Source organism: Tropicimonas sp. TH_r6 (assembly GCF_033101155.1).
Taxonomy (GTDB): domain Bacteria; phylum Pseudomonadota; class Alphaproteobacteria; order Rhodobacterales; family Rhodobacteraceae; genus Tropicimonas.
In genome coordinates, this window is record NZ_JAWMPX010000021.1 from 80,467 (window position 1) to 94,981 (window position 14,515).

Here is a 14,515-nt window from a genome sequence, read left to right on the forward strand (position 1 = left end):
CGGTGCTCCTTACTGGTCGTAATCGACGGTCACCCGGTCACTGACCGGGAAGGACTGGCAGGAGAGCACATAGCCCTTCTCCACCTCGTAATCTTCGAGCGCGTGGTTGGCGACCATGTCCACCTCGCCTTCCAGCACCCGGCAACGGCAGGTCGAGCATACGCCGGCCTTGCAGGCGAAAGGCGCATCCATGGAGTTGGCCAGTGCTGCGTCGAGCAGGGTGGTGTCCTTGTCCATCGCTATGGTCTGCGTGGCGCCGTCGAGCGTGATGGCGGCGGTGGTCTCCTTGCTGTCACGGCTGGCGTCCTTCGAAACCGCCTTTCGCGCGAGGCGACCCGGTTGGGCAGAGGCGAAAAGCTCGAACTTGATCTGGCTGTCCTCAAGCCCGGAGCTGCGCAGCGCGGCGGCGATGCCGAGCATCATCGGCTCGGGGCCGCAGATGAAGGCCGTGTCGACATGCTCGATATCGATCCAACCCTTGAACAGCTCGCCGCATTTCTCTTCCGTCACCAACCCGGTGAAGAGGTCGATCTCCTGGGCGTCGGTTTCAAGGATATGCAGGACGTTGAAGCGGCCCATATAGGTGTTCTTCAGATCTTCCAGCTCCTCGCGGAACATGATCGTGGAGACCGATTTATTGGCATAGACCAGCGTGAAACTCGACTGCGGCTCGCGGGCGAGCGTGGTCTTGATAATCGACAAGAGCGGCGTGATGCCGGAGCCGCCGGCGAAGCCGAGATATTGCTTCGCAGCCGTTGCATCGAGCGGCGTGAAGAAGCCACCCATCGGGGGCATGGCTTCAAGAACTGCGCCCGGTTCCAGCGCCTCGTTGGCCCAGGTCGAAAAGGCGCCGCCATCGACACGCTTGATACCGACCTGAAGCGTGCCGTCATCCTTTCCGGAGCAGATGGAATAGGAGCGGCGCAACTCCTCGCCGTCGAAATCGTGGCGGAAGGTCAGGTATTGGCCCTGGGTGAAGTCGAATTCCCCCGCCGCGCCGTTTCCCGGTTCCAGCGTCAGGACGACAGCGTCGCGGATGGTCTTGCGGACCTCCCGCACGGTCAGTTCGTGAAATTGTGCCATGGGGTCTCCTCCCTACGGTGCGATGCGCGGCGGGTGCTCTTCCGGACCCGGCGGCGCGTCGATGTGATGGTCCCGGCGCTTCGGTGCGAAGCGCCCTAGATGCACTTGAAATAGTCGAACGGCTCGAGGCAGCCCTTGCAGCGCCATTGCGCCTTGCAGGGGGTGGACCCGAATTGGCTGAGGCGCTCCAGATCCGTGCCGCCGCAATGGGGGCAGCGCTCGGGCCCTTGGGCGGGGGACGGGGGCGCGATGCCGAACTTCTCCATCTCCGCGCGGCCCTTCTTTGTGAGCCAGTCGGTTGTCCATGCAGGGGCGATCTGCTGCTTGATCGTAATCTTGTCGATGCCCCTGTCGCGCAAGGCCGTCTCGATATCCATCGAGATGATCGAGGTCGCCGGGCAGCCGGAATAGGTCGGCGTGACGGCGATCTCGAGTGTGTCGCCTTGCCATTGGACTCCCCGCACGATGCCGAGGTCGACCACCGAGATCACGGGGATCTCGGGGTCCGGAACGGCGTCGAGCCATTGCCAGATCGCGGCTTCGCTTGGCTTGTGAATTGCTTCAGTCATTGCGGTGCCTTGTCCAGATGTCCCGCCCGGCGACAACGCCGGGCAGCGCCAGCCCCGCCCCATGGGCGGGCGTTGCCCTCTGCGCAGTGTCCAACCGTTGGACCTATTACCACTCGCAGCCCGGATAGGCCCGTTGCAGCCACTGCATGGTGCTCAACAGATGCCCAAGATGTTCTGTGTGGAAACTGCCATCCTTGCCGCCCTTGTGGCCGAAACTGCTCGTCGGGATCTCCAGTGTCGCTTGCGACAGCACCCGCGTGGCGATGTCGTCAAACTCCGCACGCAATGTGCTCGGATCCGGCGCGATACCGGCGGCGACCATCTCCGTGTCCACGTCGTCGGCGCGGAACATCTCGCCCACATAGGGCCAGAGGTAGTCCAGCGCTGCCTGCATCCGGGCATGGCTCTCCTCGGTGCCGTCGCCGAGGCCGACAACCGTGTCGGCAGAGCGCTCCAGGTGATAAGTCACCTCCTTGCTCGCCTTGGCAGCAATCGCGGCAACGCGTTCGTCGGAAGAGGTCATCAGCCGACCGAGCAGCACGGAATGGAAGGCGTCGAAGAGGAACTGCCGCATCAGGGTCTGGCCGAAATCGCCATTCGGCATCTCGACCAATAGCAGGTTGCGGAAATCCCAGGCGTCGCGCAGGAAGGCGAGCTTGTCGGCGTCGCGCCCCTTGCCCTCGACCTCCGCAGCCAGCCCGAGCCACATCTGCGTCTGGCCGATCATGTCCAGCGCCGTGTTGGCGAGCGCGATATCCTCCTCCAGAACGGGCGCATGCCCGCACCATTCGGAGACCCGGTGGCCGAGGATCAGCGTATTGTCCCCCAGCCGCAGCAGGTATTCAAACAGGGCTTCATCGCGGGTCATCACATATGCCCCACGTCTTCGGGGATGTCGAAGAAGGTCGGGTGGCGGTAGACCTTGCTCTCGGAAGGCTCGAAGAGCGGCCCTTTCTCTCCCGGCGCCGTGGCCGAGATATGCCGCGCCTCGACAACCCAGATCGACACGCCTTCATTGCGACGTGTATACACGTCGCGGGCATTCTTGATCGCCATCTCGGCATCCGGCGCATGCAGACTGCCCACATGGCGGTGGCTCAGACCATGCTGGCCACGGATAAAGACCTCCCAGAGGGGCCATTCATTGCTCATATTCGTTTCCTCCCCTTGAGGCTTATTCGGCGGCCGTTCGAGCGGTCTTCTTTTGCGCGTGGGCCAGCAGACCGTCGCGCACCCATGCGCCGTCGTCCCAGGCCTTGCGCCGCGCGGTCATGCGATCCACGTTGCAGGGCCCGTTGCCCTTGATGACATCGAAGAATTCTGACCAGTCCGGGTCCGAGAAGTCGTAATGGCCGCGCTCTTCGTTCCACTTGATGCCCGGATCGGGCAACTCAAGGCCGAGATATTCGATCTGGGGAACGGTCTGGTCGATGAACTGCTGGCGCAGCTCGTCATTCGACTTCACCTTGATCTTCCAGGCCATCGACTGCTCGGAATGGGTCGACTCGCTGTCATTCGGACCGAACATCATGATCGACGGGAACCAGAGACGGTTGACCGCATCCTGTGCCTGTTTCTTCTGCTCCGGTGAGCCGAAGGCCATCTTCATGATCGCATGGTAGCCTTGGCGGGCGTGGAAGCTTTCTTCCTTGCAGATCCGCACCATCGCGCGGGCATAGGGGCCGTACGAGGTCCGTTGCAGCGCCACTTGGTTGACGATGGCCGCCCCGTCCACCAGCCAGCCAACCGCGCCGATATCGGCCCAGTTCAGCGTCGGGTAGTTGAAGATCGAGGAGTATTTCATCCGGCCTTCATGCAACAGGCGCACCAGCTCGTCCCGGCTCTCGCCCAGCGTTTCCGCTGCTGAGTAAAGGTAGAGCCCGTGCCCCGCCTCATCCTGCACCTTGGCCAGCAAGATCGCCTTGCGCTCCAGCGTCGGAGCGCGGGTAATCCAGTTGCCCTCGGGGAGCTGTCCCACGACCTCCGAATGCGCATGCTGGCCGATCTGGCGGATCAGCGTGGCGCGGTAATCATCCGGCATCCAGTCGCGCGGCTCGATCTTGATATCGGCGTCGATCTTGTCCTGGAATGCGCGTTCCTGTTCACTCATCTCGTCGCGGGATTTTACCCCGCTCCGAGCCGTCTTGATCATCTGTGCGTACATGTCTGCCCTCCCGTTCAGACGCGCTCAAGGATCAGGGCCGCGCCCTGTCCAACTCCGACGCACATCGTGCAGAGCGCGTAGCGTCCGCCGGTGCGTTTCAACTGATAGGCCGCCGTCAGCACCAGCCTCGCGCCGGACATCCCCAGCGGATGACCCATCGCAATCGCGCCGCCATTGGCGTTCACATGCGGGGCATCATCAGGCAGGCCAAGCTCACGCAGGCTCGCGAGCCCCTGCGCGGCGAAGGCTTCGTTCAGCTCGATCACGTCCATCTGCTCGATTGTAAGCCCGGCCCGTGCCAGAACTTTGCGGGTCGCAGGCACCGGTCCGATACCCATCACGCGCGGCGCGACACCGGCCGCGGACATCGCCACAACCCGCGCCATTGGCTCCAGTCCGTTCTTCTCCGCCGCTTCCTCCGAAGCCAGCAGCAGCGCCGCTGCGCCGTCATTGACACCAGAGGCATTTCCGGCTGTGACGGTCAGCTCCGGCCCGTTTACGCCCTTGAGTTTGCCGAGCATTTCGGCCGTGGTGCCCGGGCGGGGATGCTCATCCGTATCGACGATGACCGGCGCGCCCTTGCGCTGCGGCACCTCCACGGGGACGATCTCCTCCGCAAATGCTCCCGCTGCCTGCGCCGCTGCCCAGCGGGCCTGCGAGCGGGCCGCGAAAGCGTCTTGATCAGCGCGGTTCACGCCCCAATCGGCGGCGACATTGTCGGCGGTTTCCGGCATCGAGTCGGTGCCAAACATCGCCTTCATCTTCGGATTGACGAAGCGCCAGCCGATGGTCGTGTCATGGACCGTATTTGCCCGGGTAAAGGCGGTGGTCGCCTTCGGCATGACGAAGGGCGCCCGGCTCATGCTCTCGACGCCGCCCGCGATGGCGAGGTCGTAATCGCCGGCGCGAATGCCTCGCGCCGCCATGCCGACGGCATCCATGCCGGAGGCGCAGAGCCGGTTCACCGTTGTCCCGGGCACGTCCTGCGGAAGCCCCGCCAGCAGGGCTGCCATCCGGGCCACGTTGCGATTGCTCTCGCCGGCCTGGTTGGCATCGCCCAGGATCACCTCGTCTACGCTGGCCCAGTCCACCTGGCTGTTGCGCGCAACAAGTGCAGCAATTGGGAGCGCGGCAAGGTCATCGGTCCTGATCGATGACAAGGCGCCACCATAACGCCCGATTGGCGTTCTTATGGCGTCGCAGATAAATGCGTCCATGGCTTTGCTCTCCCCCCTGGTCATTAGCCGACCGCTCGGTCGAACATGAGGTGAAGGGCGATTCGAAGCAAGAAGAAATGTTACGAAAAACCCAAAATAGAGAGTTGCGCGTAACGTAATTCCGGAAAGAATGTGCCGAACATGATGATTGCGACCGTCAGACTCCTGATGCTCTGAAACGTAAAAAGTCAGAGTTATAAAATAATTACAGAGGTTTAGGATGATATTGTGTCAACGTCCCGCTGGCTGGCCTGCCGTCAGGTAGTTGATCGGCGCAGCCGCAGGACCATGAAAACAATCGCAAAGAAGGCGCCTGCGGTCAGGGCGAGCGACACGGGACGCTGGACGAAGATCGCAAGATCGCCATGCGACATGATCAGGGAGCGCCGGAGATTCTGCTCCGACAACGTCCCCAGCACGACCCCGAGCAGGAGCGGCGACAGGGGGATGCGCACTTTCTCGAACAGGAAGCCGACGCAGCCGAAGATCAGGGCCACATACATGTCGAACAGGCTGTAGCGCACGGAGTAGGAGCCGATCATGCACAGGAACAGGATCGCCGGGATCATGATCCGCTGGTCGATCCGGATCAGCCGCGCGAAGAGCCCGGTCAGGCTGAGGCCGACGATCAGCAATGCGAGCTGCGCGAAGATAACGCCAGCGAACAGCGCGTAGATCAGGTCCAGGTTGGAGGAGAAGAAGACCGGGCCCGGCTCGAAGCCGTGAATGGTCAGTGCGCCTAGAAGCACGGCCGTTACGGCATCTCCGGGAACCCCGAGCGAGAGCATGGGGATCAGCGCGCCAGTGGTTGCGGCATTGTTGGCGGCTTCCGGCGCGACGATTCCTTTCGGGTTGCCCTTGCCGAGATCGGAGCCCACGCCCTCGCTGCGTTTCAGCTCGGAATAGGCGGCAAAAGCCGCGATATCGCAGCCCGCCCCGGGCACGGAGCCGACGAACACCCCAATCAGCGCGGATTTCACCGCCGTCCATTTGGTCAGTGCCAGATCGGAGAGCCGGGGAAGGAATTTCTCCTTCTCGGGGCTTTTGGGAAATACGAGCAGCTTCTCGGCCCGCGCCAGGACCTGCGCGACGCCGAAAAGCCCGACCAGGATCGGGATCAGTTCCACCCCACCCAGCAACTCGCGGATGCCGAAAGTGTAGCGCGAAGAACCGGCAATGGGATCGAAGCCAATGGTCGAGATCCACATACCGATCGCCGCCGCCATGACTCCGCGCACGAGGCTGTCGCCGGAGACGGCCACGATCATGGCGAGGCCGAAAAGCGTCAGCGCAAAGAACTCGGGCGGGCCAAAAGCGAGGCCGAGTGCAGCCAGTTTGGGGGCCAGCAACGTCATGACGATGGCACCGACGCTGCCGCCGACAAAGGAGGCGACGGTGGCGAGGCCAATCGCCCGCCCGGCCTCGCCGCGTTCGGACATCGGGAACCCGTCGATCATCGTGGCGGCGGCGGCGGGCGTTCCCGGCGTGCGCAGCAGGATCGCGGAGAGCGAGCCGCCATAGATACCGCCGGTGAACACACCGACCAGCATCAGCAGCCCGTGCAGCGGTTCATGTCCGAAGGTGAAAGGCAGAAGCAGCGCGCAACCTGTCGTGGCTGTCAGCCCCGGCATCGCGCCGACAAAGACGCCTGCGATGACCCCGAGAAAGACAAAGATCAACGTGACCGGGTCTCCCAGGACCGTCGTCATGCCTTGAAAGATGCTCAGTGCTTCCATTCCGAAGCCTCCTTAGAATAATGCTTCGAATAATCCGGCTGGTGGCGGCGCGAAGGCGAGCCGGGACAGCATGATCCAGGCCGTGGCACTCAAGCCGAGCGCAATTGAGAGAAGCAGGAATGGGTTTCGCAGGCCGAAGACCCACATCGCGCCGCCAATCCAGAGCGGGGCGACCAGCGGGTATCCGATGCTCGGCATCAGTCCCAGAAAGGCGAGCGTGAGCGCCAGGATACGCAGGGATTTCGGAGAGATCGTCGGTCTCTCTGTTGCTGGCGATGGCAGGAACAAGGCCAAGAGGCCAGTCGCGCAAACGGCACCTGCGGTCATGCGGGGAAAGACATCTCCGCCACTGCGCGTTCCGTCGCCATAATCGCCGGCAATGTGAAAGGCGCTGGCTGCCAGAAGCACCAGCACGGCCAGAACCGCCTTTTCAAGAAGGGCTCCCGAAGCGGGAGCCCCCCTTTTTGTTTGTGTGGCGCCGATCACTCGCCGATTCCCAGATTGGAAATCGCGACGGACAGGCTCGCTTCCAGATCGGCAAGGAATGTGCCGAACTCGGCGGGGTCCTTGTAGACCAGCGGCAGGCCGCGTTCCTGGGCAAGGGCCTGGAAGCTTTCGGACTCGTAGCAGGTCTTGATCCGGGCGATGATCTCGTCCTTGATCTCCGGCTTCAGACCCTTGGGCGCCGCGAGACCACGCCAGTCATTGATCGGCGCTTCCAGCGGGTAGCCGGCTTGGGCAATCGTCGGGATATCAGGGAAAGCCTCGGCCCGCTCCAGCGCGTTCACCGCCAGCACACGCACCTGGCCTGCTTCGAGCAGCTGCTTCATCTCGTCGATGCCGGTCGTGGCAACGGCGACATGGTTGCCGATCAGCGCGGTGCGCACATTGGCCGAGCCGTCAAAGGGGACGTAGTTGAAGCCCGCGCCATGCTCGGAGGCCAGCGCTTCCGCCGACAGGTGCCAGGCGCCACCGGTGCCCGCATGTCCGACCGTCACAACGCCCGGGTTCTCGGCGGCATAGGTCATCAGGTCACCCAGCGTCTGCCAATCGGAATTGGCGGCAACGGTGATCGCGCCGGGGCTCTGGTTGATCATCTGGATCAGGTCGAAATCCTCGTAGCTCAGATCCGCCTGGCTCAGCAGCCCATAGGTCGACAGATTGAAAGTGATCAGCCCGATCGTGTAGCCGTCATTGCGCGCCGCCGCCGTGGCGCCCATGCCGACCGCACCGACTGCTCCGGTCTTGTTGACGACATTGATATTGGTGCCGAAACATTCCTCCGCTTCCGCGATGAGGCTTCTTGCGATCGTGTCCGTGCCGCCGCCGGCAGACCATGGAACAATCATCGTCACGTCCTTCGCGGGATAGTCCGCAGCCGTCGCCAGACCGGCAACGAGAGACAGCGATACACCCGCGATCAGAGTGTTGTAGGCAACCATAGTTTTTCCTCCCTAAGTGGTTGACAAAATTATATTAACTTGTGTTCATGAAAGCTCCGAAACATGATAGAAAGGGCGCGTCATGCTGGCTCGACTTGCCATTTTTCGCGGCACATTGCCGGACGAGAATCGGGCGGAGTTCGTCGCCCATCTGAACGCGCGGATGCTTCCCCTCATCAGGGATTTCCCCGCCATCCTCTCGGCCGACGCCTTGCTTCCCGTGAGCGGCGATCCGTCCCTGTCCGATGTGCAGCTCATCCTCGATATGCGGTACGAAGATGAGGCCGGGATGCTGGCCGCGCTGGCCTCTCCACAGCGCGCCCGGAACGGCGAAGAGACGCAGACGCTGCTGGCGCTCATGTCGGAGCCCTCGGTCGAGCACATTGTCCTGAGCCTCTGAGAAACGGACGGCATCACGCCTCGCAGCCGTCCAGCAGGCGCTGCCGAACCAGCGTCTGCGTGGCTGCCGTGAACATGTCCGACCATGACTCGAAGCCCGAATGCGCGCGGACGAGCCCCTCCCAGAACTCGTCCGGAATGCGGGCAAGCGCGTCCTCGCTCACCTCTTGCTCCCCGGCCAATGCGAACAGCGCGCCTATGGAGTCGAGATCGGTGTGTTCGGCCATGAAGTCATCGGTGAGAAGATCGATGAGAGAGACGGTTTCTTCGGCCCGGAACTTTTGGGCATTGGCCATGATCCTGTCGATATTTCCATAGACAAGAGCACGCCCGTCCGACGGAGCGGTCATTGCGACACCTCGGTTCTTGCAGGAATTTGTTTTCGAGGCCGCCAGCCGAAGCAAAGAGGAGGCTGGCGGCCGGGAGGAGCGCTGGATCAGCGCATCAGGAGACCACCGTTGATGTCGATGCTCTCGCCATTGATGAAGTCGTTTTCGATGACGAACTTGATGGCGGAGGCGATATGCTCCGGCTGGCCGTTGCGACCCAACGGGTTGCCTTCGGCCCAGGCGTCCATCTGTTCAGGTGTGGAGACCTTGTCATGGAACGGTGTGACAATGACGCCCGGGGAAACCGAGTTGACCCGGATGGCCGGTGCCAGCTCCTTGGCCCAGCCGCGCGTCAGCGAATCCACGGCATTCTTGGCGCTGCCATAGATCGTCGCGCCCGCCGCCCCGTGGCGCGAGGCGATGGAGGTGATGTTGACGATGCTCGCGCCCTCGGCCTTGCGCAGGAGCGGGATGGCCAGCGAGGTGATCTTCATCAGCGAGAAGACGTTGAGCGCATAGATCTCCTCCATGAGCTTCCATTCCAGCGCATCGGCGGCCTGGCGGCGCACAAGCCCGCCGGCATTGTTGACCAGCACGTCCAGACTGTCGGTCAGCGTGCCGATCTGACGGAACAGATCGATGCAGGCGATCTCGCTGGTGATGTCGCTCTGAAGCAGATGCGTGGTGGCGCCGAGCGCGTCGGTCTCGGCGGCCAGCGCCTTGGCGGCATCCACCGAGCGATTGTAGACGAGAAACAGCTCATTGCCCGACGCGAGGAGACGCGCGGTCTCCGCCCCGATACCCGTGCTCGCGCCTGTGATGAGAATCTTGGCCATGATTGGGTGCCTTTCGATCGAATGGATCAGTGGGAAGGGGTGTCGTCCACGGCTCCGGGGGCCAGCAGCCCGCGGATATGGTCGACAAAGAAGAACAGGGAAACGGTGGTCATATAGGCGCCCGTGACGGGCATGATGACGTAGAAGAGCTTGCGCGGTATCTGGAAGATCGGCGAGGAAGCCGAGGCGTTCATCACCAGCGAGTAGCTGTACCAGGTAAAGGCCAGCAGGAAGCAGATATTCACCAGATCGATCAGGATCGAGACGACATAGCGGGCGCGCTGGCCCTCCAGCATCCCTTCGAGGATATCGATCGAGGGATGCGCCTTGTGACGCCACAGCACGGCGGCCGTGGCAAAGACCATCCAGGCAAAGGACAGTTCCACGATCTCGTCGAACCAGCCCATCGAGAAGACCGGAACGAACCGGGCGATCACGTTGCAGGACATCAGGAAGAAGAGCAGGCAGAGAAGGGCCACGGCGAGCGCCCCCATGATCCGGCAGATCCAGCGGTCCAGCATGTGAATTGCGTCCATCATGGCATCACTCGATCAGGTAGGTTGCGGAGAGGGAGATGGCGGGGATGAAGGCGACCATCAGCATCACCAGGAAGATCCCGAGGATGTAGGGCAGCACTTCGCGGCTCAGCGCCGTGACCTTGACGTTGCTGATCGATGCCACTGCGTAGAGGCACATGCCGACCGGCGGGCTGAGCAACCCGATCATCGAGGCCAGGATCATCACGACGCCGAACTGGATCGGGTCCATGCCGATGAAGGCGACAACGGGGATGAAGATCGGCACGCAGATCAGGATCACGGCGATGCCTTCAAGGAACATGCCCAGGATCAGCAGCACGCCGATCATGATCAGCATCAGCAGCGTCGGGGATTGCGTGACGGTGGTCAGCCCGGAGACGAGGGTTTGCGGCACCTGGTTGAGGGTCAGGACCCAGCCGAAGAAGCCGGCGGTCGCCATGATGAACATGACCCGGACCGTGTGCAGCAGCGTGTCTTCGAGGATGTGCAGCAGCTTGCGCCAGGTCAGCTCCTTGTAGACGAAAGTGCTGAGGAGAAGGGCATAGATACAGGCGATGACCGCCGCCTCGGTGGGGGTGAACCAGCCGCCGAGGATGCCGCCGATGATGATGAGCGGCGTCAGCAGCGCGAGGATCGCGTCCTTGAAGCTCGCCCACCATTCGCCGTATCCGGCCTTGGGGCGGCGGGGGTAGTTGCGCTTGCGCGAGATCAGGTTGACCGCCACGGCCATTGCGATGGCCATCAGCACGCCCGGCACCATGCCCGCGAGGAAGAGCTTGCCGACGGACACGCCGGTCAGCGAGCCATAGATCACGAAGGGAATGGAGGGCGGGACGACCGGGCCGATGGTCGAGGAGGCGGCGGTAACCGCGCCGGCGAATTCCGGGTCGTAGCCGTCATCGACCATGGCCTTGACCTCGATCTTGCCCAGGCCCGCGGCGTCGGCTACGGCGGCGCCGGACATGCCGGAGAAGATCATGGAGGCGAGGATGTTCACCTGGCCGAGCCCGCCCCAGTAATGGCTGACGCTGGCCTTGGCGAAGCGGAAGATCTTTTCGGTGATGCCGCCAGTATTCATCAGGTTTCCGGCGAGAATGAAGAAGGGGATCGCCAAAAGCGTGAAGCCGGTCGTGGAGGAGTACATCCGCTGGGCCATCAGGCCGAGGGCGGGAAGGTTGTCGGCCATTGCCACCAGGGAGACGGCGCCGAGGGCGATCGCAATGGGCACGCCCATCATGATCAGGAAGATCAGACCAGCAAAGATCAGCGCGGCAGTCATCACATGCTCCCGAAGAGAAGAATGCGCCCGGCGAGATGCACGCGCCGGGCACGGTTGGATCAGAGCATTTCGAGGAACATTTTCATGTTCTCTTCGCCGGCATAGTCGCCAATGGCCTTATGCGCGGGGCCCATCAGCTTCTGGAATTCGGCGCGGTCGGGATAGGTCACTTTCATGCCCTTCTCCTCGAGCTTCTCGATCAGGCTGGCATCTTCTGCGGTCATCTGCTCGCGCATCAGGTTGCCGGCCGCCGCACTCTCTTCCTTGAGGATCTGCTGCTGCTCGGGGGTGAGCTTGTCCCAGCTGACCTTGGAGACGACGCTGACCATGGAGTTGTAGACATGCTGGGTGATCGCCAGGTTGTCCTGCACTTCATAGATCTTGTGGTGGTAGATCACCGAGAGCGGGTTCTCCTGCCCGTCGACGACGCCCTGGCGCAGGGCCAGGTAGAGTTCGTTGAATGCCATCTGTGTGACATTGGCGCCAAGCGCCGACATCGCCGATTGCAGCTGGATTTCAGGCGGCGTGCGCAGCTTCAGCCCCTTGACGTCCTCGGGGGTGTTCACCGGGCCAACACCATTGGTGATGTTGCGGAAGCCCCAGTCCCAGTTGGACAGGTAGACAAGGCCCTGCTCTTCGAGATCCGGGCCGGCCCATTCGAGGAAGGGTCCGTCCAGCACCTCATAGACATGCTCGCGATCGCGGAAGGCGAAAGGCGTCATGACGGTCGCGAATTTCTGCGAGTAGCGCGACAGGTGCCCTTGGGTGGGCAGCGACATGTCGATGGCGCCGAGCACGTTCTGCTCCAGAACGTCATTCGGCGCGCCCAGCTGGTTGGCCGGGAAGATCTCGATCTTGACCTCACCGCCGGTCCGCTCGGCGACATTGTCCGCCATCTGCTGGGCGGCGACATGGGCCGGGTGGTTGGTCTCGGCATAGTGGCCGAGCTTGAGGGTGATCTCGGCGAGACCGGCGCTCGCGGCCAGCACGCTCAGAACCGCGCTGCAGGCCGTGATCTTCAGGGATTTAGTCAGAATGCTCATAGTTTCCTCCCATTGCATTCCAGTGTGACGATGCAAGTCTCCTCCCGCATCGTAAGGCATGACCTACTGGTCCAGGTTATTCTTGGCCGGATAGGTGCCGTCTTCATTCGGCAGGGTGCCGTATTGCGTCATCTTGGCGAGATGCTCGGGCCGGTGCGGCGCGAAGATGTCGATCGCCTTCATTCCGGTCTCGGACTTGCCGCCATGGGGGACGTTGGACGGGTGGACGGCGACGTCGCCGGCCTTCATCGGGAAGATCTTGCCGTCAATCTCGTGCTCTTCCGTGCCTTCGGTCATGATCATGATCTGCTCACATTCATGCTGATGGATCGGGAACATCGCGCCCGGCGGGTTCTCGATGAAGCTGACCATGAGGTTGTCGCCGAGCAGGAAGCGGGTGCTGATCCCCTGGTCTTCAACGATCGGCGTCAAGGGCAGATCCTTGATCGTATAGACGTATTGCTTTCGTTCAGTCGCCATTTTGGTCTCCTGGAGAATGGTTGCGATCATTCATGAGTCAACCAAAGCATTCAGAAATAAAATGCGTCCGTCAAGTATGAAAATCACAAGTCAGCACCGTCTTGAATTCACCGATTCCTAAAAAGTGAATTTTAACAGATGTTTGTGCTTCTTGTGGTGATGAGGGGATTGTGCCCAGTGGGCGGTTGCGTCAGGTCTGCTGGCGAAAATGAAAGAGGACCAGGGATGGATTCAGAGAATCCATTTTATATATGAACGAGAATACGATTCATCGTTTGCCCCGCACGACCGTCAACTGGACGATCTGCTGGCGGCCGAAGAGCCGGCGCAGCGCAGTGAATGCAACTCAGGAACGGAAGCTACCGTGCGTCGGGGTGGACGCCGCCGATCGCCGATATGAGACGTTCGGCGGTCTCGCCAACCGCCTTGCGGGAGTCCTCGAAGCTGACAACCTGATGGTGCAGGCTGTCCGAATTCAGCGTCAGGAACGGCATCGTCAACACCGCTTCGACCTTCTTCGTCGAGTTGAAGATCGGGTAGGTGATGTTGGTCACGCCGCTGATCTGAGGGCTGGCGCCAACGAAATAGCCTTGCCTGCGGATCTTCTCCAACTGGCTCAGCGCCATCTGCTTCTGCTCGGCCGTTGCGTTCGACTTCTCGAGAATGGCATTGGCCTGACTGTCTGTCTGGAACGCGAGAAAGGCAAGACCGGACCCAGAGCCGTGGATATCGATCCGGGCGCTCAACCGGATCGTGAAACCCATCTTGTAGGGGCTGTCCTGCTGGGCAACGACAACCATCATGTTGTCCTGGTGCACAGCAATATGGCAGGCCTGTTGCGTCTGGTCGGCCAGATCCTGGAGCTCCGTGCTGGCAGCGCTCAGCAGTCGTTGCAGCGGTGGATGCCGGTTGGACAGCTCGAAGGTCCTGAGGGTCAGGCGGAACTTTCCTGTCTCCTCGTCGGCAGCGATGAAGCCGCGCTCCTCGAGGACATAGAGCATCCGAAACAACTCGTTGACCGATAGACCGAGCCTCTCGGAGATCTCCTTCTTGGAGAGCGCCTCGTCCTGCTCGCTCAACAGCTCAACAACATCCAGGCCCCTCTCCAGGGCCGGCGCTCTGTATTTCCCGGTCGTTTCGTTCATCTTACCGTCTTCGATGGCCCGTCAGGCCGCGTGATCACGGCCAGCCAGCATTTCGCGTCGAACGGACCGATCCCACGATTGCTTCATGCGCCGCAACCCATTTCTGACATTGGGTGCGACCCGGTTTCGAACAGAACCGGCCTGTGCGGCCGGTTCAGCACAGTTTTGGGCCGGTTGCCTTCTCCCTGAACAGCACAGGTCTGACGAGGCAGGGCGAGGGGCGCGAGCCGTCCCCGCCCAGCCCGTTCCGTCTT

The 14,515-nt window shown here is 62.0% G+C and carries 17 protein-coding genes; 1 reads left to right on the forward strand and 16 read right to left on the reverse strand.

What is annotated here, in order from left to right:
• Positions 1-9: 9 nt before the first annotated feature.
• From R3X27_RS18345 to R3X27_RS18385, 9 genes are all read right to left on the reverse strand, one after another.
• Entirely contained in the window at positions 10-1,083 is a 1,074-nt protein-coding gene (locus R3X27_RS18345; protein WP_317710332.1) for a 2Fe-2S iron-sulfur cluster-binding protein, read from the reverse strand.
• A gap of 95 nt (positions 1,084-1,178) precedes the next feature.
• Positions 1,179-1,652, reverse strand: coding sequence for a 1,2-phenylacetyl-CoA epoxidase subunit PaaD (paaD, locus tag R3X27_RS18350; protein WP_317710333.1), 474 nt, complete (start codon positions 1,650-1,652; stop codon positions 1,179-1,181).
• Between the two features lie 106 nt (positions 1,653-1,758).
• The gene (paaC, locus tag R3X27_RS18355) at positions 1,759-2,520 is read right to left on the reverse strand and encodes a 1,2-phenylacetyl-CoA epoxidase subunit PaaC (RefSeq protein ID WP_317710334.1); all 762 of its coding nucleotides are present in this window, start codon (positions 2,518-2,520) and stop codon (positions 1,759-1,761) included.
• Positions 2,520-2,804, reverse strand: coding sequence for a 1,2-phenylacetyl-CoA epoxidase subunit PaaB (paaB, locus tag R3X27_RS18360; protein WP_317710335.1), 285 nt, complete (start codon positions 2,802-2,804; stop codon positions 2,520-2,522). The genes paaC and paaB overlap by 1 nt, the downstream gene beginning before the upstream one ends.
• A 22-nt stretch (positions 2,805-2,826) precedes the next feature.
• The gene (paaA, locus tag R3X27_RS18365) at positions 2,827-3,816 is read right to left on the reverse strand and encodes a 1,2-phenylacetyl-CoA epoxidase subunit PaaA (RefSeq protein ID WP_317710336.1); all 990 of its coding nucleotides are present in this window, start codon (positions 3,814-3,816) and stop codon (positions 2,827-2,829) included.
• A 14-nt stretch (positions 3,817-3,830) separates the two neighbouring features.
• Entirely contained in the window at positions 3,831-5,033 is a 1,203-nt protein-coding gene (gene pcaF, locus R3X27_RS18370) for a 3-oxoadipyl-CoA thiolase (protein ID WP_317710337.1), read from the reverse strand.
• 257 nt (positions 5,034-5,290) lie between these two features.
• A complete protein-coding gene (locus R3X27_RS18375) occupies positions 5,291-6,769 on the reverse strand; it encodes a tripartite tricarboxylate transporter permease (protein ID WP_317710338.1) in 1,479 nt (492 codons plus the stop codon).
• A gap of 12 nt (positions 6,770-6,781) precedes the next feature.
• Positions 6,782-7,183 (reverse strand): tripartite tricarboxylate transporter TctB family protein, encoded by a 402-nt coding sequence (locus tag R3X27_RS18380; protein WP_317710339.1) that lies wholly within the window; start codon positions 7,181-7,183, stop codon positions 6,782-6,784.
• Between the two features lie 68 nt (positions 7,184-7,251).
• Positions 7,252-8,211 carry a tripartite tricarboxylate transporter substrate binding protein gene (locus R3X27_RS18385; RefSeq protein ID WP_317710340.1) on the reverse strand — a complete coding sequence of 320 codons (960 nt, stop codon included), beginning with the start codon at positions 8,209-8,211 and terminating at the stop codon, positions 7,252-7,254.
• 82 nt (positions 8,212-8,293) lie between these two features.
• Here R3X27_RS18385 and R3X27_RS18390 point away from each other — a divergent pair, with 82 nt between their 5' ends.
• A complete protein-coding gene (locus R3X27_RS18390; RefSeq protein WP_317710341.1) occupies positions 8,294-8,611 on the forward strand; it encodes a hypothetical protein in 318 nt (105 codons plus the stop codon).
• 13 nt (positions 8,612-8,624) lie between these two features.
• On the opposite strand, the gene R3X27_RS18395 is transcribed toward R3X27_RS18390, so the two are convergent.
• The 7 genes from R3X27_RS18395 to R3X27_RS18425 all read right to left on the reverse strand — a co-directional run bounded on the left by R3X27_RS18395 (position 8,625) and on the right by R3X27_RS18425 (position 14,261).
• Positions 8,625-8,960, reverse strand: a complete 336-nt coding sequence (locus R3X27_RS18395; protein ID WP_317710342.1) for a hypothetical protein — start codon at positions 8,958-8,960, stop codon at positions 8,625-8,627.
• Positions 8,961-9,046: 86 nt separating this feature from the next.
• Positions 9,047-9,775: an SDR family oxidoreductase gene (locus R3X27_RS18400; RefSeq protein WP_317710343.1), complete on the reverse strand. Its 729-nt coding sequence runs from the start codon at positions 9,773-9,775 to the stop codon at positions 9,047-9,049.
• A gap of 26 nt (positions 9,776-9,801) precedes the next feature.
• Complete coding sequence (locus R3X27_RS18405) at positions 9,802-10,314, reverse strand: TRAP transporter small permease (protein WP_317710344.1); 513 nt, start codon at positions 10,312-10,314, stop codon at positions 9,802-9,804.
• Between the two features lie 4 nt (positions 10,315-10,318).
• Positions 10,319-11,593 (reverse strand): TRAP transporter large permease, encoded by a 1,275-nt coding sequence (locus tag R3X27_RS18410; RefSeq protein ID WP_317710345.1) that lies wholly within the window; start codon positions 11,591-11,593, stop codon positions 10,319-10,321.
• 59 nt (positions 11,594-11,652) lie between these two features.
• Complete coding sequence (locus tag R3X27_RS18415; protein WP_317710346.1) at positions 11,653-12,636, reverse strand: TRAP transporter substrate-binding protein; 984 nt, start codon at positions 12,634-12,636, stop codon at positions 11,653-11,655.
• Positions 12,637-12,699: 63 nt separating this feature from the next.
• Positions 12,700-13,116 carry a cupin domain-containing protein gene (locus R3X27_RS18420; protein ID WP_317710347.1) on the reverse strand — a complete coding sequence of 139 codons (417 nt, stop codon included), beginning with the start codon at positions 13,114-13,116 and terminating at the stop codon, positions 12,700-12,702.
• Positions 13,117-13,475: 359 nt separating this feature from the next.
• Positions 13,476-14,261: an IclR family transcriptional regulator gene (locus R3X27_RS18425; RefSeq protein WP_317710348.1), complete on the reverse strand. Its 786-nt coding sequence runs from the start codon at positions 14,259-14,261 to the stop codon at positions 13,476-13,478.
• Positions 14,262-14,515 lie beyond the last annotated feature (254 nt).